Source organism: Amycolatopsis jejuensis, assembly GCF_000717335.1.
In the GTDB taxonomy this organism is placed as follows: domain Bacteria; phylum Actinomycetota; class Actinomycetes; order Mycobacteriales; family Pseudonocardiaceae; genus Amycolatopsis; species Amycolatopsis jejuensis.
In genome coordinates this window covers 31,664-50,986 of record NZ_JNYZ01000018.1, presented here as the reverse complement: position 1 = coordinate 50,986, position 19,323 = coordinate 31,664, and the positions used below count along the sequence as shown (strand labels likewise).

The 19,323-nt window shown below is 68.6% G+C and carries 14 protein-coding genes and 1 riboswitch; of the genes, 8 read left to right on the top strand and 6 right to left on the bottom strand.

The features are described from left to right. Nucleotides 1–4 precede the first annotated feature (4 nt). The 3 genes from OO71_RS24465 to OO71_RS24455 all read left to right on the top strand — a co-directional run bounded on the left by OO71_RS24465 (nucleotide 5) and on the right by OO71_RS24455 (nucleotide 5,958). Nucleotides 5–244: a helix-turn-helix transcriptional regulator gene (locus OO71_RS24465; protein WP_033292216.1), complete on the top strand. Its 240-nt coding sequence runs from the start codon at nucleotides 5–7 to the stop codon at nucleotides 242–244. 67 nt (nucleotides 245–311) lie between these two features. Beyond that, nucleotides 312–387: riboswitch (cobalamin riboswitch) on the top strand. 52 nt (nucleotides 388–439) lie between these two features. Continuing rightward, the gene (gene cobN, locus OO71_RS24460) at nucleotides 440–4,054 is read left to right on the top strand and encodes a cobaltochelatase subunit CobN (protein WP_033292215.1); all 3,615 of its coding nucleotides are present in this window, start codon (nucleotides 440–442) and stop codon (nucleotides 4,052–4,054) included. A 689-nt stretch (nucleotides 4,055–4,743) separates the two neighbouring features. Further along, a complete protein-coding gene (locus OO71_RS24455; RefSeq protein WP_033292214.1) occupies nucleotides 4,744–5,958 on the top strand; it encodes a chitinase in 1,215 nt (404 codons plus the stop codon). 201 nt (nucleotides 5,959–6,159) lie between these two features. Here the strand turns inward: OO71_RS24455 and OO71_RS24450 are convergent, their stop codons facing one another. Beyond that, nucleotides 6,160–6,591: a VOC family protein gene (locus tag OO71_RS24450; protein ID WP_051792066.1), complete on the bottom strand. Its 432-nt coding sequence runs from the start codon at nucleotides 6,589–6,591 to the stop codon at nucleotides 6,160–6,162. A 107-nt stretch (nucleotides 6,592–6,698) separates the two neighbouring features. On the opposite strand from OO71_RS24450, the gene OO71_RS24445 reads away from it, so the two are divergent. Continuing rightward, nucleotides 6,699–7,673: a GlxA family transcriptional regulator gene (locus OO71_RS24445; RefSeq protein WP_033292213.1), complete on the top strand. Its 975-nt coding sequence runs from the start codon at nucleotides 6,699–6,701 to the stop codon at nucleotides 7,671–7,673. 393 nt (nucleotides 7,674–8,066) lie between these two features. Here OO71_RS24445 and OO71_RS24440 read toward each other — a convergent pair whose 3' ends face one another. The 4 genes from OO71_RS24440 to OO71_RS24425 form a co-directional block, all read right to left on the bottom strand. After that, nucleotides 8,067–9,173 (bottom strand): dihydrofolate reductase family protein, encoded by a 1,107-nt coding sequence (locus OO71_RS24440; protein WP_033292212.1) that lies wholly within the window; start codon nucleotides 9,171–9,173, stop codon nucleotides 8,067–8,069. Nucleotides 9,174–9,193: 20 nt separating this feature from the next. Beyond that, on the bottom strand, nucleotides 9,194–10,426 hold the full coding sequence (locus OO71_RS24435) for an aldehyde dehydrogenase family protein (protein WP_033292211.1): 1,233 nt from the start codon (nucleotides 10,424–10,426) through the stop codon (nucleotides 9,194–9,196). A gap of 611 nt (nucleotides 10,427–11,037) precedes the next feature. Next, nucleotides 11,038–11,754 carry a M50 family metallopeptidase gene (locus tag OO71_RS24430; protein ID WP_033292210.1) on the bottom strand — a complete coding sequence of 239 codons (717 nt, stop codon included), beginning with the start codon at nucleotides 11,752–11,754 and terminating at the stop codon, nucleotides 11,038–11,040. A 206-nt stretch (nucleotides 11,755–11,960) separates the two neighbouring features. Next, complete coding sequence (locus OO71_RS24425; RefSeq protein ID WP_051792064.1) at nucleotides 11,961–12,911, bottom strand: DNA-3-methyladenine glycosylase family protein; 951 nt, start codon at nucleotides 12,909–12,911, stop codon at nucleotides 11,961–11,963. Nucleotides 12,912–13,076: 165 nt separating this feature from the next. On the opposite strand from OO71_RS24425, the gene OO71_RS24420 reads away from it, so the two are divergent. Both OO71_RS24420 and OO71_RS24415 read left to right on the top strand, forming a co-directional pair. Beyond that, the gene (locus OO71_RS24420; RefSeq protein WP_033292209.1) at nucleotides 13,077–13,838 is read left to right on the top strand and encodes a class I SAM-dependent methyltransferase; all 762 of its coding nucleotides are present in this window, start codon (nucleotides 13,077–13,079) and stop codon (nucleotides 13,836–13,838) included. Between the two features lie 37 nt (nucleotides 13,839–13,875). Then, the gene (locus tag OO71_RS24415) at nucleotides 13,876–15,198 is read left to right on the top strand and encodes a M20 family metallopeptidase (RefSeq protein ID WP_033292208.1); all 1,323 of its coding nucleotides are present in this window, start codon (nucleotides 13,876–13,878) and stop codon (nucleotides 15,196–15,198) included. A 737-nt stretch (nucleotides 15,199–15,935) separates the two neighbouring features. On the opposite strand, the gene OO71_RS24410 is transcribed toward OO71_RS24415, so the two are convergent. Beyond that, nucleotides 15,936–16,481, bottom strand: a complete 546-nt coding sequence (locus tag OO71_RS24410; protein WP_033292207.1) for a carboxymuconolactone decarboxylase family protein — start codon at nucleotides 16,479–16,481, stop codon at nucleotides 15,936–15,938. A gap of 171 nt (nucleotides 16,482–16,652) precedes the next feature. On the opposite strand from OO71_RS24410, the gene OO71_RS24405 reads away from it, so the two are divergent. Both OO71_RS24405 and OO71_RS24400 read left to right on the top strand, forming a co-directional pair. Next, nucleotides 16,653–17,309, top strand: coding sequence for a GNAT family N-acetyltransferase (locus tag OO71_RS24405; RefSeq protein ID WP_051792062.1), 657 nt, complete (start codon nucleotides 16,653–16,655; stop codon nucleotides 17,307–17,309). 567 nt (nucleotides 17,310–17,876) lie between these two features. Next, on the top strand, nucleotides 17,877–19,172 hold the full coding sequence (locus OO71_RS24400; protein ID WP_033292206.1) for an MFS transporter: 1,296 nt from the start codon (nucleotides 17,877–17,879) through the stop codon (nucleotides 19,170–19,172). The last annotated feature ends 151 nt before the right edge of the window (nucleotides 19,173–19,323 follow it).

Here is a 19,323-nt window from a genome sequence, read left to right as displayed (position 1 = left end):
CGCGGTGAGCGAGAACGTCTACAACCGCATTGCGGTGCTGCGCGCCGAGCGCGGGATCTCGCGCCGGCAGCTGGCCGATGAGCTCGGCGTGCACTACCAGACGATCGGCTACCTGGAGCGCGGCGAGTACAGCCCGAGCCTGTACCTCGCGCTCCGGATCGCGGAGTTCTTCGAGGTCGCGGTGGAGGTGCTGTTCTCCACCGCGCCGTTCCCGCGGATCGGGGGCGAGAGCAGACCCGCATGAGGGGTGGTTCACCTTGACGGCGTCCGCGCGTCCGGCGAGAGTGGGAGCGCACCCGCGTCGGCAAGCGGAGGAACCCGGTGCGAATCCGGGACGGTCCCGCCACTGTGACCGGCAGCCACCCGGCTGCCGGGAGCCAGGAACTCCCGCCGGCGCGCCCGTCGACCCGGGGCGCGGACACCCCGAGTGAGGAACGCCGTGATCCTGCTGCTGTCCACTTCGGACACCGACCTGCTCAGCGCGCGAGCGGCCACCGCGGACTACCGGCTCGGCAACCCCGCCCGGCTCCAGGCCGGCGACCTGCCGGGGCTGCTGGACGGCGTGTCGATCGTGGTCGTCCGGATCCTGGGCACGCCGCGCACCTGGCAGGACGGCCTGGACACGCTGCGGGCATCCGGGGCACACGTGGTCGTGCTCGGCGGCGAGCAGACGCCGGACGCGGAGCTGATGAAGCTGTCCACCACTCCGGCCGGGATCGCCGCGCAGGCGCACGCGTACCTCGCGCAAGGCGGTCCGGACAACCTCACCCAGCTGCACCGATTCCTGTCCGACACGCTGCTGCTCACCGGCGAGGGCTTCGAACCGCCCGTGTCGCTTCCGGCGTGGGGGGTCCTTTCGCGGCCTGCTCCTTCCGGTTCTTCCGTGGATGGCCCGGTCGTCGGAATCCTGTACTACCGCGCGCATCACCTGTCCGGGAACACCGCGTTCGTGCACGCGCTGGCCGACGCGGTCGAGTCCGCGGGCGGGCGCGCGCTGCCGATCCACACGGCGTCGTTGCGTACGCGTGAGCCGTCGATGATGGCCGAGCTGGCGAAGGTCGACGCGCTGCTGGTCACCGTGCTGGCTGCGGGTGGCACGCGACCGTCGGACGCCGGAGCGGGTGGTGACGACGAATCGTGGGACGTCGCGGAGATGGCCGCGCTGGACGTCCCGGTGCTGCAGGCGTTGTGCCTCACCAGCGACCGGTCGACGTGGTCATCGAGCGACGAGGGGCTGTCCCCGCTCGACGCAGGTAACCAGATGGCGGTACCGGAGTTCGACGGCCGGATCATCACGGTTCCGTTCTCCTTCAAGGAGTTCGACGAGGACGGTCTCCCCCGCTATGTCGCGGACGCCGAGCGGGCTTCGCGGGTCGCCCGGATCGCGCTCGCACACGCGCGGCTGCGGCACACTCCGGTGGGTTCCCGGCGGATCGCGTTGATGCTTTCGGCCTACCCGACCAAACATTCGCGCGTCGGCAACGCGGTCGGCCTGGACACGCCGGCGTCCGCGGTGGAGTTGCTGCGGCTGATGCGGTCCCGCGGGTACGACCTGGGTCCGGACGCCTTCCCCGGCGTCGATCCGACCGGAACCGACCAGCCCGACGGCGACGCGCTCATCCACGCCCTGATCGCCGCGGGCGGCCAGGATCCGGAGTGGCTCACCGAGGACCAGCTGGCCGGTAACCCGATCCGCGTACCCGCCGCGCGCTACCGCCAGTGGTTTGCCGCGCTTCCTGATTCGCTGCGGGAAGCGATGGAAGAACACTGGGGCCCGGCGCCGGGTTCGCTGTATGTCGACACGTCGGCAAACCCCGAGGGCGACATCGTGCTGGCGTCGCTGCAGTCGGGCAACGTCGTGATGATGATCCAGCCACCACGCGGATTCGGCGAAAACCCGGTCGCGATCTACCACAATCCGGACCTCCCGCCGAGCCACCACTACCTCGCCGCGTACCGCTGGCTGGAAGAGGAATTCGGCGCCCACGCCGTCGTCCACCTGGGCAAACACGGTTCGCTGGAATGGCTGCCGGGCAAGACCGCCGGCCTCTCCGCGGCGTGCGCTCCCGACGCCGTGCTGGGCAATCTGCCGCTGGTGTACCCGTTCCTGATCAACGACCCCGGCGAAGGCGCGCAAGCGAAACGCCGCGCCCACGCGACGATCGTCGACCATCTCGTCCCGCCGATGGCGCGCGCCGAATCGTACGGCGACCTCGCCCGGCTCGAGCAGCTGCTCGACGAGCACGCCAACATCGCCGCCATGGACCCGGCCAAGCTGCCCGCCATCCGCGCCCAGATCTGGACGCTCATCCAGGCCGCGAAACTGGACCATGACCTCGGCGTCGGCGAACGCCCGCACGACGCCGAGTTCGACGACTTCCTGCTGCACATCGACGGCTGGCTCTGCGAGGTGAAGGACGCGCAGATCCGCGACGGGCTGCACATCCTGGGTGCCGCGCCGGTCGGCGCCGCGCGGGTCAATCTCGTCCTCGCAATGCTCCGCGCGCAGCAGATGTGGGGCGGTAAGCAAGGCGCCGTCCCCGGTTTGCGTTCCGCCTTGGGGTTGAAGGAAAACTCTGCTGCATCATTGTCCGAAGTGGACGCCATCGAGACGACTGCGCACTCGTTGGTCTCCGCCATGGAATCCCACGCCTGGGACCCCACCGCGGTTCCCTCGGTCGTCGCCTCGGTTCTGGATGGTCCGGATTCTGCGGTCGCCCAGGTCCTCACCTTCGCCGCCACCGAAATCATCCCCCGCCTCGCCGGTACGTCCAGCGAACTGGACGCTGTACTGCATGCCCTGGACGGCGGTTACATCCCGGCCGGTCCGAGCGGTTCCCCGTTGCGCGGTTTGGTGAACGTCCTGCCGACCGGCCGCAACTTCTACACTGTCGACCCCAAGGCCATCCCCAGCCGTCTGGCCTGGGAAACCGGCCAGGCACTGGCGGATTCCCTGCTGCAGCGCTACCGCGAGGACACCGGCGACTGGCCGCAGTCGGTCGGCCTGTCGGTGTGGGGCACGTCGGCGATGCGTACGTCCGGCGACGACGCCGCGGAAGTCCTGGCTTTGCTGGGCGTCCAGCCAATCTGGGACGAAGCTTCCCGGCGCGTGACCGGTATCGAGCCGATCGCCTTGTCCGAACTGGGCCGCCCGCGAATCGACGTGACAGTACGGATCAGCGGCTTCTTCCGCGACGCTTTCCCGCACGTCATCACCTTGCTCGACGACGCCGTCCGCCTGGTCGCCGGCCTGGACGAACCGGAGTCGTCGAACTTCGTCCGCGCGCACTACCTGTCGGACCTGTCCTCCCACGGCGACGCCCGCCGCGCCACGACCCGCATCTTCGGCTCGAAACCCGGCGCATACGGCGCGGGCCTGCTCCCCCTGATGGACTCCGGAAACTGGCGCGACGACAAGGACCTGGCCGAGGTATACGCCGTCTGGGGCGGCTTCGCCTACGGCCGGGACCTCGACGGCCGCCCAGCCCGCGAGGACATGGAAACGTCGTACAAGCGCATCGTGGTGGCCGCGAAGAACACGGACACCCGAGAACACGACATCGCGGATTCGGACGACTATTTCCAATATCACGGCGGAATGATCGCCACCGTCCGCGCTTTGACGGGCGCGGCCCCGGCATCGTACGTCGGCGACTCGACCACGCCCGACGCCGTCCGCACCCGCACTTTGGGTGAGGAAACGGCCCGGGTCTTCCGCGCGCGGGTAGTGAACCCACGCTGGCTGTCGGCGATGCGGCGGCACGGGTACAAGGGCGCCTTCGAACTGGCCGCAACGGTGGATTACCTGTTCGGCTTCGACGCCACCGCAGGGGTGGTGGGAGACTGGATGTACGAGAAGTTGTCGGAATCGTATGTCTTGGATGCGGAAAACCAGGAGTTCCTCCGGAATGCCAACCCGTGGGCCCTGCGGGGAATCATCGAACGCCTGACGGAAGCCGCCGAGAGAAACCTGTGGGGCGACCCGGATCCATCACTGCTGGCCCAGCTGCGAGAGGTGTACCTGAGCCTGGAAGGCGATCTGGAGAACGACTGACCGCTCCTGATCCGGGACTTTCTCGGCTTCTGCCCCTTCCCGCCCTGTCCCTGCCCTTCCCGCCCTGTCCCTGCCCGCTTTGCCGTGCCTCCCCTGCCCCTGCCCGCCCGGCGCTGCCTGCTATCCCGGCTCTGCCCTCCCGCCCCTTCCCGCTCTGCACCTTCCCGCTTTTGCTGTGCCTGCCTTGCCCTGCCCTCGGTGGCCACGCGGCGCTGGCCCGCTTTGCCCCTTCCCGCTCTGCCGTGCCTGCCTTGCCTTCGCCCTCCTTGCCCGCGCGGCGCTGCCCTGCCTTGCCCCTTCCCGCTCTGCCGCACCTCGCTTGCCTCTGTCCCTGCCCGCCTTGCCCGGCTCTTCCCTCCCGCGCCTTCCCGCCCCCACTCCCCTCCCACCTCGTCTTCCGCCTATCCCCACCCCTTTCCCCATTCCCGTCCTCTTTCCGATCCGGCTGCCCACCCCACCGAGCTCTCCCCCCTGCCCTCCACCACGCCGAAAGTGGACCACTCGCCGCAGTGGTCTGCGTCCCCTTGCGCGGAGTCGTTGCGCCGCAAGGGGGAACGCGGTGGACAAGATTCCGGCAAACCTCCCGAACCACCCGCCGCTGGGCGACAAGGTGTTGTCGCACCTTGACTTCGTAATGGTCTAGTCCAATGCTTACCGCACTCGCTCCCCGCTCGACAGCCGGAGGACAGATGCAGCGAAGCAGACTGGCCGCCACTCTCGTCGCCGCGGCCACCGTGCTCGGGACGGCCGGCGTTGTGGCCGCGACCGCGCACGCACAGCCCGAGACGTCGGCCACCGCGGCCCTCGAAAACAATTGGTACGCCGCCGCTCCGTACCTCATGCCGCAAAGCAACAACCCGCCCGATCCGGTGACCGTGATGAATGCGACCGGGCAGAAAGCTTTCCAGCTCGCCTTCATTCTCGCCCCCAACGGCGGCGGATGCAGCCCCACCTGGGACGGTACGTCACCGGTTTCCTCGGACACCACCGTCGGCAATGCCATCAATCGCATTCGCGGAAACGGTGGTGACGTTTCGGTTTCCGTCGGCGGATACGGCGGGACGAAACTGGGTCAGACCTGCGGAAATGTCGATGCCACCGCCGCCGCGTATCAGCAGGTCATTTCCAAGTACAATCTCAAGGCAATCGACTTCGACCTCGAAGAACCCGAGTACGAAAACTCCGCCGCCATCGCGAACGAACTCGGCGCCGCGAAGAAACTGCAGGCCGACAACCCGGGTCTCTTCATTTCGGTGACCATGCCGGGTACCGCGGCCGGAACCGGCTGGTTCGGCACCCAATTGCTGGACCAGGCGAAGTCGATCGGCTTCACGCCCAACAACTTCTCCATCATGCCGTTCGACGGCGGCTTCAACGGCGGTTCCTCGCAGGTGTCGGCACTGGAAGCGTTCCACGGCCTGCTCCAAAGTCACCTCGGCTGGGACAGTGCCACCGCGTATTCCCACGAAGGTTTCTCGGGAATGAACGGAAAGTCCGACGTCTCGGAGTACTTCAACATTTCCGATTTCCAGACCGTCTACGACTACGCAACCAGCCACCATCTCGGCCGGTTCACCTTCTGGGCAGTCAACCGCGACCGCCAGTGCACGACTACGACCGACAACGCCGTGTGCTCGAACGTCCAGCAAAACGACTGGGAGTTCACGAAATTCACCACCCGTTTCGCCGGAGCCACCCCACCACAGAGCACCGCACCGACCACCCCCACCACCAATCCTCCGGGAAACTGCTCCACACCGGAATGGCAGAAATCACAGGTCTACACCGGCGGCAACGCAGTTTCGCACAACGGACACAAATGGACCGCCAAATGGTGGACCCAAGGCGAGGAACCCGGAACAACGGGTGAATGGGGCGTGTGGGCGGACAACGGCGCCTGCTGATCGAATAGCCTCGACCGCACTTTTCGGGACGGGCGTTGCAGCGCGAAACCGCGCTGCAACGCCCGTTTTCCGACCAGGGGCGGCAGCAACGAAAACCGAGTCCGACGCACGTCCGCGTAAGACCCCCGGCTCGACGGCCAGAGGATGCAGTCGCCGCTCAGAGCGGAACGAACTGCGACCGAATCCGGCCCGGGCGTCCGGTTACAGCGGGGCGGTGAGCTCGAGGTGGATGCCGTCCGGATCGTCGAACGACAGGATCGCAATCCCCAAGTCGGCCCACTCGATGATGTCGCCGTGCTCGACGCCCGCCTCGTCCAGCCGGTGAACGGCCAGCTCGAGCTCGTTCACCGAATCCACCGTGAAGCTCAGATGGTCCAGTCCGACCCGCTCCGACACGAACCTTTCCGACTTTTCCGCGACCGGGCGCAGGCCGAGCAGCATTCCGTTGGCCTGGAGGACAACGCCACCGTAGAACCGCCACGGATCGGCCCGTACTTCCGGGTCGTCCGCGCTTCCGGTCGATCTGGCGGCGATCTCGAAACCGAGCACGTTCGTATAGAACTCGCAGGACCTGTCCAGCTCGGTCACCGTGAGCCGGAGGTGGTGCAAACCAGTCGTCGTGATCAGGGTCAAGGGGTGCTCCGGGAAGAAGTAGGGGCGGAACTGTCTCCACCGAGCGTAACGACCAAGATCAACACCTGGACAGTGTCGGATACGACACGTTCAGTACTGTATGCGACATGGATGTCGCGGTCCTCGTTGTCGACGGTGTCGCCGACTTCGGATTTTCCGCGGTGCTGGAAGCCCTGCGTACTGCGAACTCCCTGCGCGATCAGCTGGAGTCCCCGCCTCCGCCGTGGCGCATCCGGGTGGTGTCCACGAGTACCACAGTGCAGACGGGCAATGGCTACGAAATCCGGACTGCACCGCTTACCAGTTTGACCGGCGAAGTCGGACAGCTGATCGTGCCTGCCGTGAACGTGCCGGAGGCGGACGCGCTGATCGAGCTGGTGTCCGCCCCCTCCAGCCGGAGGATTCTGGAGCTGATCACCGACGCACGTGCGGCAGGGGCCGGCGTGGCAGCCGCTTGCACCGGCACCTTCTTCCTTGCCGAAGCCGGCGTGCTGGACGGTGCGCCCGCAACCACCAGCTGGTGGCTCGGTCCGGCGTTCCGCCGCCGCTACGCGAAGGTCAAGCTGGACGAAAGCAGGACGCTGTGCCGCGCGGGCCGCGTGATGACCGCAGGCGCCGCGCTGGGACACCTCGATCTCGCGCTTTCCCTGGTACACGACAGAAGTCCGGCGCTGTCGGAACTCGTCAGCCGGTTCATGATGGTAGGCAACCGGCAGGCGCGGCTCGACTTCATCGTCCCTGAGGTGCTCGCCCGCGACCACCCGCTCGTCGCGGCATTCGAGCGCTGGGTGCGTTGCCATCTCGGCGAAAGCATCAGGATTTCTGTTGCCGCACGAGAGCTCGGGGCCACCGAACGCGGTCTGCAACGTACGGTCGCTGCGGAGCTCGGCATGTCGCCGAGAGACTTCGTCAACGAGATCCGGCTGGAAAGAGCCACTCACCTGCTGCGAACCACCGATCTCACGGGTGAGGCGGTCGCCGCCAGGGTCGGCTACCGCAATGTGGGAACACTGCGCGGGCTGTTCCGACGGCGGCGGAACATGTCGATCGGTGAAGTGCGAAGATCCCGCCGGTCTTGGTGAGCCCCGCAGAGCTGAACACGCAACGGGGTTCCCGATGCGACAAGGTTCAGTGTGCGGAGACGCGTGATCTTCTTCGTGGCAACCGATCGTCGGCCACCACGGCGCGATCCGAGCCGCAGCTGGACTGCACGACGTCGAACATCCCCTGACAGGCGCCGCCGATGCAGAACCGTTGGTGACGTTTCCCGACTATATCGCCATGGCCCGAACATTTCGGGCCCGTCCCGCCACGGCGTCCCCGCTCGGAACCGCCAGATCAGGCGGATCGGCCAGCGGCCTGCCACGCAAGCCCTTCCGGGAGCGCCTCAGCCGTGCGACCTCCCACCACCTGTCCGAGATCGCACCAGAACGAATCACTTGCCGATCATCCCGGCGAATTTCGGAGACACGGCCCTAGGGCCGCACCCCGGGCAGATGCGTGTTCGCGCGCCGCACTTCGGATGCCAGCGCGGGCACCTCGATCACCCGGCGCCCGGCCGCGACGAGCCGCTCAACCCCTTCCGCCTCAACGAAAAGCGACGGCTCACGCCACGCGATCACGACGCGTGGGATGGCCGTTTCGAGAATCAACTGCGTACAACTCTTCGGGTGCGACGCCCGATCGCTGCACGGCTCGAGCGAGCTGTACATCGTCGCGTCGGCCAGCCGTGGATCGCGCGGGTCGAGCTTCGCCAGCGCGGCTTCTTCGGCGTGGTTGTGCGCATCGCCTTCGCCGGAATGGCCGGTGGCGAGGACCGTCCCGTCCGGCAGGCCGACGACCGCACCGACGCGGAACGTCGAGCTGGGCGGGCACTCGTCGGCGAGTTTGATCGCCTGCCGCAATCGCGCCAGGTCGAGCGACGACGGTTCGGCCGCAGCGCGGTACCGCAGCACCGCGATTTCCCCGAGCCGTCGCGCTTCCGTGAGCTGCAGCGGCCGCGGAAACGCGCCCGGGCCGAGAAATCGCGGTGCCCGTGGGTCGCCGACCATGATCGGGGCGATCGCGAGACGAAGTTCGTCGACGAGTCCGGCGTCGAGGAACTGCGTGTGCACCGTCCCGCCGCCTTCGACCAGCAGCTGCCGGACGCCGCGCTCCGCAAGGTCGTCGAGGACCCGCTCGATCTGCGGCGGGGCGCCGACGTCCACGACAGTCGCGACGGCACCGAGACCGTCGGCGCTGCCCGCGGGTGCGTAGACGAGCTTCGGCGCGTCGCCGGTGGTGAAAAACCGCGACGCCGGGTCCAGCTTGCCGCTGCTTGTGACCGTCACCTTGATCGGCTGCTCGGGCCGCCCGGCCGCCACCCGCTCGCGACGCAACTCCGCGGAACGCACGAGCAGCCGCGGGTTGTCGGCCCGCACCGTGCCCGCGCCGACGAGAATCGCGTCGGCCTCCGCGCGCAGCCGGTCGACCTCCGCGAAGTCCTCCTCGTTGGACAACAGCAGCCGGGTGCTGCCCGCGTCGTCGAGGTAGCCGTCGAGCGACTGCGCCGCGGACAGCAGAACGTGCGGCCGCCCGGTCATCGTGTCCCTTTCGCCGGTGGTCAGGCCGGCACGACGGCGTACTGACGCACGTACAGGTCGGTGTAGGTCACCGGCCCGCGCGGACCCGGCACCCGGTCAAGGTTGATGCCGGTCTCCGGTACGGCGAGCAGCTTGAAGCCGTCGAGCAGCCGGGTGGGCGCGTTCCAGAACACGCCCGTACCGGTGTAGCCGTCGAAGAACTGCTCCGCGGCGGCCGGGTTCTCGGTCGCGATCCCCGCGGCCAGGCCGGACGTGCGCTCGTTCGCGATCTCGACCGCGTCGGAAAGCCCGCCGACCTTCTCGACCGTGACGGTCGCTTCCCGCTCGGAGTCGAGCGCCCACTCGTACCCGATCGCGTGCTCGTGCGGCGCGAGCGACGGCGTAACCCCGCGGTCGGCGAGCGCCGACTCGATCTGCGGCCAGACGGCATCGTGCACGTCCTCGTGGATCAGCAGCAGGTTCAGCCGGTTGCACACGCCGAGCCGGTCGAGGCTCGCGAACACGAGGTCCCGCACCTTGGCGGCGTCCGCCGCGACGTCGACGTACAGGACGCCACCGCCGTCCGCGTGGGCCAGCGTGCGAACCCCGTGCACCGCAGCCTCGGTGGCCAGCGCGCGGGTGCTGTCGCCACTGCCGCGCAGGATGACGAGCGGCACGAGCCCGGGCAACCGGACCAGCGCCGACGCGGCTTCGCGCTCGACCCGCGGCACCAGCTGCACGACGTCCGCATCGATCCCGGCCGCGTCCAGCGCAGGTGCGATCACGGTTTCGCGCAGCCGCTGCGCCGAGCCGAGCGCCGCCGACCCGGTACGCAACACGCCCGCATTGCGCGACTTCACCAGCTGCGACGCCACATCGACGGTCACGTTCGGCCGCGCCTCGTAGTTCGCGCCGATGACGCCCACCGGACGCCGCCGTTCGATCAGCCGCAGCCCACCGTCCAACGTGGACACGTCGACCGCCCGCTCCTGGTGCGGCGCACCGGCCAGCAGCCGCAGCTGCGCAGCCATGCCGTCGAGCCGCTCCGGAGTGATGGTGAGCCGGTCGAGCAGACCGGCACTCATCCCGTCGGCGGTCGCCTTGGCGACGTCGGCCCGGTTGGCCTCGAGCACCTCGTCCCGATGCGCAACGAGCCGCTCCGCCATCCCGAGGAGCGCCGCGTCGACCGCGTCGTCCCCGGCAGCAGCCAGCGACGGCGCAGCAGCCTTGGCCGCCCGCGCACACTCCTCGACGGCCTTCGCGACCTCGTCCATCGTCTGTCTCCCTCCGCGCACAGCAGACGTCCAGTCTGCCGTACGCGCCCACGTGGGAAGACGACGGGCTCAGTCCTCGGGACGCCCAGCGCACCCTGGAGACCAGGTCACGGCCTACGCGGTGGCACCGGTCGTCTCGGGCGGCGCGTGACCGCCGCCTGGCTACGGTCGGGATGGACCCACGTCGGCAGCGCAGCAGTGCCCTCGCTGCGCCCTCGCTGCACCACGTCGTACTCGCGGCACTACGTGCTTTCGCAGCATCCCGCACCCTCGCAGGATCAAGCCACCCAACAGCTCGCAATGGTCTGCGGCCGCCGCGGTTGATCCGCCAGCCACCACGGTCACCGCCCGCCAGCACGGTCACCGTCAGCAGCCACGGTCGGTCGCGCCACGCAGCTCGCCACAGGCTAGATGCCGGTGTAGCAACCGGGGTCGCGCCCGCGCAGCACGTCGCCGACCCGCGTTCGCGCAGCACGTCACTGCCGTGCGCGCGCAGCTCGTGACTGCTCGCGCCACCACGGGTCCTCCTGGGCAGCACCGCGCCCGACATCAGCCCGCGTGCCGACCCCAGGCGGAGCCGGAGCCCGAGAGACCCGGGCGGAACCGGCCCATTACGGCGCCAGTGGCTGCAGCAGCCACAGCCCGCCCGCTACGACGCAGCTCACCGTGAGCACCACGAACACCAGCACCCACAGCACCGGCGGCACGGCGGTGAGGCGGCCGAGCTGGTCGGCGTCGGAGTCGCGGGCCTGTCCTCGGCGTCGCTTGAGTTGCAGCTCCACCACTGGGCGGACCCCGCCGAACAGCAGGAACCACGTCAGCAGGTACACGAACGGTGCCTGCACCACCTTCGGCGCAACCAGGGCGACCAGGCCCAGCACGACCGCGCTCGCCACCACCGTGAACACACCGTAGGCGTTGCGGACCATGATCAGCACGCCCAGCAACAGCAACGCGACCAGCACGAGCACCGCCGTGACGAGGTCGGCACCGATCAGGCTCGCGAACAGCAGGCCCAGCACCGACGGTGCGACGTAACCGGCCATCGCGGTGAAGGCCATGCCCGGTCCCTCGGGCTTGCCGCGCGACACCGTGACCCCGGAGGTGTCCGAATGCAGCCGGATCGACCGCAGCCGGCGTCCGACGAGGACCGCTGCCAGCGCGTGCCCTGCCTCGTGCACGATGGTGATCACGTTGCGGGCGAACCGCCACGGCGTCCCGCCGGCGAGGACCACCAGCAGCGCGAGTCCACCGGTGACCAGGGTGATGACGCTCGGCGTGTTCGCCTGCTCCAACGCCGCGCTGACCGTCCCCGTACCCGTTGCCATGGCTGTGCCGGAGGCGCCTCCGGCACCCGGTCGGGCACTGAGAACGGTCGAGACGGCGAGCACAGGCGTAAGCACGCCGACACCTCACCACAAGCCACATCTGGCCACTGTGAGTGCCCTGGCAAGCCTCGTCGACCGCGGTTCGATATAGGGCGGCTTCATTCCATAGCGTCTCCCTTCGGCAAGTCATCCAGCTCAAGCACCGGTCATGCCTCCTCCGAGTCAGGACCCGAATCAGGACCCGAACCCGGGCCCAAGGCCGCTACCCGGTGGACCCGGAAGAGGTGTGCGACGAGCGAACGGTGCGGACGCCAGTCGTCGGCCAGCGGTTCGAGCTCGTCCGGAGGCGTGTCCGGGGGTAGCCCGTATTCCGCGCGCAGCACCTCGTGAAAATGGGTGTCGAGTCGCGGGAAGAGATCGTGATGCCCAGCACCGTGTTGCAGGATCTGCTCGGCGGAGAACGGGCCGATCCCCGTGATTGCACATAGCCGGGACACGGCCTGGGAAATCGGCAATGCCCGCAGTTCCCCGGCATCGAGCCGGCCGTCGATCGCGGCCCGGGCGACGGCACGCAGACGGGCAAGCCGGAATTGTCCCAGCGACGGCTCCGAAACCAGCTCCACCAGCGCCGGAGGCGCCGGGAACGAGATCAGCCCGCCTTCGCCGACCGCTTGGCCGTGCCGGGCGGCAAGTTGTTCCCGGAACCGCATCGCCTGCGGCGCTCGCATCCCCTGGGTGAGCACCGCCCAGCAGGCCGCTTCGTACGGCGACGAGAACAACACCGGACGTGCTCCGGCGTATCGGGCTTGCAACCGCCGGACCACCGAGTCACGAGAGGCGATTCCGGTGAAGCCCGACACGTCGACGTCCAGCGACAACATTCGGCTCACCTGCGCGATCACGCGCGCGGCCACCTCGATCGGCGCAGCAACGCCGACCTCGACCGTGCCGGGCGATCTCTGCCGGACGGCGACGCCGGCGCAGGTCCAGCTCCCCTCCACCGGGAATGCCAGGTGCAGCACTCCGGGCTCGGCGGCGAAGTGCGCCGCCGGGCCGGACCTGGCGAGCCACTGCGACGCGGCTGCCAGGTCGAAGGCTCCGTGTACGGCGATCTCGCCGGTGGGAAGGTCGATCGCGCTCAGGATCGGTGCAGTCATGGGACGGTCCTCCTCGTTGGTCCCCGCGGGTTGGGGATCGTGCGGACGACGTTAGGAATGGGCACTGACAAAGCGGGCCCTCGAACGCCTGATCGGCCGGATCTTCACTCGAACGAGTTATCCGTTCATCCCGCATACTCCCGGTATCCCCACGAGAGGACCCCCGTGCCCGACCACCGCACCCGGCAGCACCTCGCCGATCTGCTCCTCGAACCGGCCACCGCAGCCGGCGGATTCCTCGACACCCTCGGCGACGCGCCACAGGCCGGTCCGGCCACCGGGCTCGCCCAGCGGCTCATGCGCACCACCCTGCTGCCGCAGGTCTACGAACGCTACTGGCGGCCGGTACTCGGCCGCGTCCTCAAAGGCCCGGGCGGCCCCACCATGACCGGTGAAGTGGAATCGGCCACCGGACTCCTCGCGCTGCGCCCGGGCCACGTCGTGCTCGACGTCGCGTGTGGCACCGGCAGATTCACCCGCGCGTTCGGGGACGCCGTTGGTCCGGACGGGCTCGCGATCGGGCTGGACGGCGCGCGCAGCATGCTGGTGCGCGCGGTCGAAGAAACCGATTCGCCCGCGGTGGCCTACCTTCGCGCGGACGCCGTCGAGCCTCCGCTCAAATCGTCCACAGTGGACGCAATCTGCTGCTTCGCCGCACTGCACATGTTCGCCGAGCCGGAACGCGCGCTCGATTCGTTCACCCGGATCCTGCGCCCGGGCGGCCGGATCGTCCTGCTCACGAGCGCCCGCCGGGACTGGCCGCCGGCCCGGATCGCCGACACAGCAGCGGGAATCATCAGCGGACAACGCATGTTCGACCGCGGCGAGATCGCGGCAAGCCTGCGTGCCCGGGGGTTCACCGACGTCGGCGAGCAGTACTTCGGGGTCGCCCAGATGGTGTCCGGACGGCTGCCTGACGTGCGGTGATCCATTTCTGTCGGGGTGCGGCGCTAGCATTCGCCCCATGACCAACGCCGCGCCTGTCCCACCCGACGACAGCCACCTCCGTTCCCTCCTCGAAGCCACCGCCGATGCCGTGGCCGCCGCCGAACCGCTCGGCTCCGAACACGCCGGAGCCGACGCGGAAACCCGCGCTGCGGTGGAAGAAGAAGTACGCGCCCGTGCCGCCGACCTCGTTGCGCTCAGCCAAGATCTGCACGCGCATCCGGAGGAAGGGTTCGCCGAACACCGGTCCGTCGGCGCGCTCGCCGAACTGCTGCGGGCGCGTGGACACGAGGTCACCGTGGGCATCGGCGGGCTGGATACCGCGTTGCGCACGGGTACACCGGAAAACAACGGCCCGCACATAGCAGTCCTGTCCGAGTACGACGCGCTGCCCGGGCTCGGCCATGGCTGCGGGCACAACGTCATCTGCACCGCCGGAGCGGGCGGATTCCTCGGGGCAGCGGCGGTCGCCGAACGGCTCGGCGGACGCGTATCGCTGGTCGGCACTCCTGCCGAGGAAGGCGGCGGCGGTAAGGAAACGCTTGCCCGGGCAGGTGTTTTCGACGACATCGACGCGGTGATCATGCTTCATCCGTTCAGTCACGACATCGCGCTGCATCCGTTCCTCGGCAGGCGGCAGCTGGAGATGGTGTTCCACGGGGTTGGTGCACACGCGTCCGCGCAGCCGTTCATGGGCCGCAATGCGCTGGACGCCGCGGTCGCCGCTTACCAGGGAGTGTCGGCGCTGCGCCAGCAATTGCCGTCGAGCGACCGGGTGCACGGTGTCTTTACCGACGGTGGCGCGCGGCCGAACGTCATTCCCGCGCGTGCCGCGCTGCTGTTCTACGTGCGTTCGGCCAATCCGGAAACGCTGCGGGACCTGGCCAACCGGATGACGGCGATCGCGCGCGGTGCGGCGGAAATGACCGGCTGCGGAGTGGAACTGCGGTGGGACGAACAGCCGGCGTACCTTCCGATCCGCTTCAATACCACCTTGGCCGGGCGGTGGTCGGTCAACCAGATCGGCACCGGGCGGAAGCCGCTGCCGCCGGGCATCGTGCCGGAATTCCTCACCGGGAGCACCGATTTGGGAAACTTGTCCTTCCGAATGCCTGCGCTGCATCCGATGATTGCGGTGTCCGGCCCGACAGTTGCGTTGCACACCAAGGAATTCGCCGCGGCGGCCGGGTCGCCGACGGGAGACAAGGCGGTTGTCGACGGCGCACTGGGCCTGGCGCTGACAGCCGCGGACTATCTCGCCGATGCGGATCTTCGCAAGGCCGTGCATGACGAGTTCGACGCATCGGGAGGGGTGATGGACGTGCCGAATTTCTTCGAGTGACGGTGAGTGGATGCTGAGCAGCAGAGACTGAGCGACGGACGCTGGGCAGTGGAGCCTCGGCGGCGGAGACTGAGGGTGGAGCCGGCGGTGGAACGATCGTGTTTCGGGATCCGTTCCTGGTACGAGAGGCCGTTGGCCGTTGGGGAGGAGGTTTCCATCGGGTGAATCCGCGCGGGCAGGTGGCCCGCAGCCGCGCCAGCGACAGGCTCGCGGGAGGGAGAGCGGGAGCGAGAGGGAGAGGGACGCCAGCAGACCGGCTGCCTCCGGTGCACCGGAGGCAGTGCGCTGCCGGTATCCGGTCCGGCCAGGCGGACCGGGACCACAGCTCGCCGTTTCGAGCCGTGCGATGCGGCCGTGAGCCGGGCCGTCGCTGTCTTGACCGGGTGTGGTTGGCGGTCTAGGCCGTGCCCTTGACCTATGAACGGTGCGGTGCCGTCCCGAGCCGTCCGATGCCATCCCGAGCCGTGCGGCGCCGTCCCGAGCCGTGCGGCGCCGTCCCGAGCCGTGCGGCGCCATCCCGAGCCATCCCGAGCCGTCCGACGCCATCCTGAGCGGTGCGGCGCCGTCACGAACGGTGCGGTGCCATCCCGAACCGTCCAGTGCCATCCCGAGCGGCGCGGTGCCATCCCGAACCGTTCGGTGCCGTCTTGAGCCGGGCAGTCGGCGACCTGAGCCGTACGCTCGCCAACGGCGCCGCGCGGTCGGCGTCGCGGGTGGGGTGGGGCGGCGTTGCCTTGCTACGGGGTCGGGGGCAGGAGGGCCATGGTGTGGGCCAAGAGCCGGTAATAGCCCGTCAGGACCGTGACTTCGTAGATCGTGCGCTGGTCCAGCTGGGTTGCTGCTGTGGTGGTCGCTTGTGCGGTGGGCTCGGCGGTGTGCGTGAGATGCCGGGCGAGCTCGACGATTGCCTGCTCGCGTTCGTCCGGCGGGGGCGTGCCGTTGCGGAGGGCGTCTAATACGTCGTCGTCCAGGCCGCAGGTTCGGGCGACTGCTTCGTGTGCGGTTTGCTCGAATTGGCTTCCCGTTGCGTAGGCCACCGTCAGGATGGCGAGTTCTCGTTCGCGGTCGGAGAGGGCCGTTCGGTATCGGAGGGCGGCGCCTAGCGCCTGGAGTGGTCCGCCGACCTCGGGGTAGCCGACCATGAGCCCGAACGGGCCGTTGAGTGTCCCGTCCGGGTTTTGGAGTACGAAATGTTGCGGGCCGCGTGCTCGGGGGCCGGCGGTGATCGCGTCGTAGACCGCGCGCTGGTCGTCTGTCAGGGCGTTCGCGAACTGTTCTTTCACCGGCTGGGCATCCTTTCCCGGGTGAAGGGCGGGCAGGGCAAAAATCGTATCGGTTCCGGGTCAGGCACGGCGTTGCCCCGCAGTTGCGGATACCCGACGCTGGAGGGGACGGCTCTCTGGTGGCGACATCCGGGGAGGCTTTCTCGCTGTTCGTCCCGCCGGAAGGTCGCAATGGTCAAAAACGCGCAGGCACAGCCCGACGGTACCGGGGAACTGACGATCCGTCCGTACCGTCCGGAGGATCGCGACGACATCGCGGACATCTGCCTCCGCACCGGGGCGGCCGGAGCCGACGCGACCGGGATGTATTCCGACGACACCCTCGTCGCCGATGCGGCCGCGTTGCCGTACGTGGAGTTCGCACCCGATCTCGCCTTCGTCGTCGATGATGGGAAGCGCGTTCTCGGCTACCTGGTCGGAGTCGCCGACACCGACGAGTTCCTCGCCTGGTGGGAACGGGAGTGGAAGCCCGGATTCGCGGCGCGGCATCCGGAACCGGGTCCACCGACCGGCCGCACGCCGCCGATTCCCGAGGAACTCCTGATCTGGGTGGGTCTCAATCCCGAGGCGACCCGGATTCCCGAGGCTGCCGACTATCCGGCGCAGCTGCACATCAACCTGTTGCCCGAGCTGCAAGGTCTCGGCTTCGGAAGGAAGCTCGTCGACACCTTCCGCGCGGCGCTCGCCAAACGCGGTGTACCTGCGTTGTATCTCGGTGTCGACGCCGCCAACAAGGGGGCGGTGGCGTTCTACGTCCGCCTCGGGTTCCACGAACTTCCGTCGAGCTCCCCGGAACATCCGATCTTCGGGATCTCCACGGCGCCCTGACCGCAGCCAACGGGGATCGCCACGGCGCGTGACACCGACACGGACTCGACGGCGCAACGGTTTCGCTGCGAGACACCGGCATCTCCACGGCGCCGTGACCACGACACCGACTCGACACCGCAACGGCAGCTACGAACACCGGCATCGTGACACCGACACGGACCTGACAGCGCAACGATCCCGCTGCGAGACACCGGCACCTCCACGGCCCCGTGACACCGACACAGACTCGACAGCGCAACGACCCCCCGCTACAAGACACCAGCACCTCCACAGCCCCACGACCCAGGCACAGACTCGACAGCGCAACGACCCAGCCACGAGACACCGGCATCGTGACACCGACACGGACCTGACAGCGCAACGATCCCGCTACGAGACACCAGCACCTCCACAGCCCCGCGACACCGACACAGACTCGACAGCGCAACGACCCAGCTACGAGACACCAGCACCTCCACAGCCCCACGACCCAGGCACGGACTCGACGGCGCGACGACGGAGCTGCGAAACACCGCTGGTCTCCCAAAGCGAAGACACCAAGACACCAGACACAAAGGAGTGTCCATGTCCGTGATCCCGGAGGAACCGGCCGACTCCAGCAGAACCGCGGACCCGGGCCAGGCTCCGGCCGATGTCTCGAAGCAGAGCCTCAAATCGCTCGGGTTGCGGAAGCTGCTTGCGACTTTACCCCTCGTCATCGCGAGCTTCTCGGTGTTCTGGGGTGCGGCAGCCTCGGTGTTCATCCCGATTCAGGTGCAGGCGATCGACCCGGCGACGCAGGCCAGTTCGCTCGCGCTGGTGATCGGGATCGGTGCCGTCGCGTCGATGGTGGGTGCCCCGATTGCGGGTGCGCTGTCCGATCGTACGCGGACGCGCATCGGCGGGCGGGAGCCGTGGATGATTGCCGGGGCGGTGTCTACGCTCGGGCTGGCGGCGGTGACCGGGTTCGTCACGTCGATCCCGCTGCTGGTCGTGCTGATGGTCGCCATGCAGTTCACCACGAACTTCATCCTCACCCCGGCCAGCGCCTACCTTCCCGATCGCGTGCCGGTGGCCAAGCGCGGCGTGTTCTCCTCGGTGTACGGGGTGGCCCAGCTCGTCGGCGGGATCATCGGGGCGGTGCTCGGCGCCGGTTTCGCGTCGCTGCTTCCGGTCGGGTACCTGCTCGTCGCCGGGATTCTCGCGGCGTTGACGATCCTCTTCTCCCTGCTCAACGCCCAGTCGAACCGGCACGAACCGCGTACGCCGTTCACCCTCCGGACGCTCTTCGGGGCGTTCTGGGTCAACCCGATCGCCAACCCCGACTTCGCCTGGGTCTTCCTCGGCCGGTTCCTGCTCTTCACCGGTTTCTACCCGATCCAGACCTTCTCGCTCTACCTCATGCAGGACTACATCGGGCTCGGCGCGGGCGCGGTCGACGCCATCCCGGCGACCAACCTCGCCGGGCTCATCGGCCTGGTGCTCGGCACTGCGCTCAGCGGCCCGCTGGCGCAGCGGCTCGGCCGGACCAAACCACTGGTCTACGCCTCCTCCGCGATCATCGCCGTCTCGCTCGTCATTCCCCTCCTCTGGCCTACCCTGACCGGGTTGCTCGTCTTCAACGTGCTCACCTGCCTCGGCGTCGGCGCGTACATGTCCGTGGACCTCGTGCTCGTCACGCTCGTGCTGCCCTCGGCCGAGGAAACCGGCAAGGACCTCGGGATCATCAACATCACCACCACGCTCCCGCAGACGTTCGGTGCCGCGATCGGCGGAGTCGCGGTCGGGATCTTCGGCGGCTACGGCTCGCTTTTCCCGATCGCCATCGTCGCGACCGTGCTCGGTACGGTCGTGCTCGCTTTCGTCCGCGGAGCCAAGTGATCCGAACGAGAACCATGACCCGAGACGACCGGCTCACCGCAGGCTGGTGGCGCACCGCCACCGTTTACCAGGTCTATCCGCGAAGTTTCGCCGACGGGGTCGGGCGATGGCGTCGGTGACCTGCGCGGGGTCCTCGCGCACGTCGGCCATT

What these genes read in the sequence shown, in the direction of transcription:
- OO71_RS24445 (WP_033292213.1), top strand. Translation starts at nt 6,699, where the DNA reads ATGGATGTCGCGGTCCTCGTTGTCGACGGTGTCGCCGACTTCGGATTT.
- OO71_RS24435 (WP_033292211.1), bottom strand. Translation starts at nt 10,426, where the DNA reads ATGGACGAGGTCGCGAAGGCCGTCGAGGAGTGTGCGCGGGCGGCCAAG.
- OO71_RS24425 (WP_051792064.1), bottom strand. Translation starts at nt 12,911, where the DNA reads ATGACTGCACCGATCCTGAGCGCGATCGACCTTCCCACCGGCGAGATC.
- OO71_RS24440 (WP_033292212.1), bottom strand. Translation starts at nt 9,173, where the DNA reads ATGACCGGGCGGCCGCACGTTCTGCTGTCCGCGGCGCAGTCGCTCGAC.
- OO71_RS24455 (WP_033292214.1), top strand. Translation starts at nt 4,744, where the DNA reads ATGCAGCGAAGCAGACTGGCCGCCACTCTCGTCGCCGCGGCCACCGTG.
- OO71_RS24415 (WP_033292208.1), top strand. Translation starts at nt 13,876, where the DNA reads ATGACCAACGCCGCGCCTGTCCCACCCGACGACAGCCACCTCCGTTCC.
- OO71_RS24405 (WP_051792062.1), top strand. Translation starts at nt 16,653, where the DNA reads ATGGTCAAAAACGCGCAGGCACAGCCCGACGGTACCGGGGAACTGACG.
- OO71_RS24400 (WP_033292206.1), top strand. Translation starts at nt 17,877, where the DNA reads ATGTCCGTGATCCCGGAGGAACCGGCCGACTCCAGCAGAACCGCGGAC.
- OO71_RS24430 (WP_033292210.1), bottom strand. Translation starts at nt 11,754, where the DNA reads ATGGCAACGGGTACGGGGACGGTCAGCGCGGCGTTGGAGCAGGCGAAC.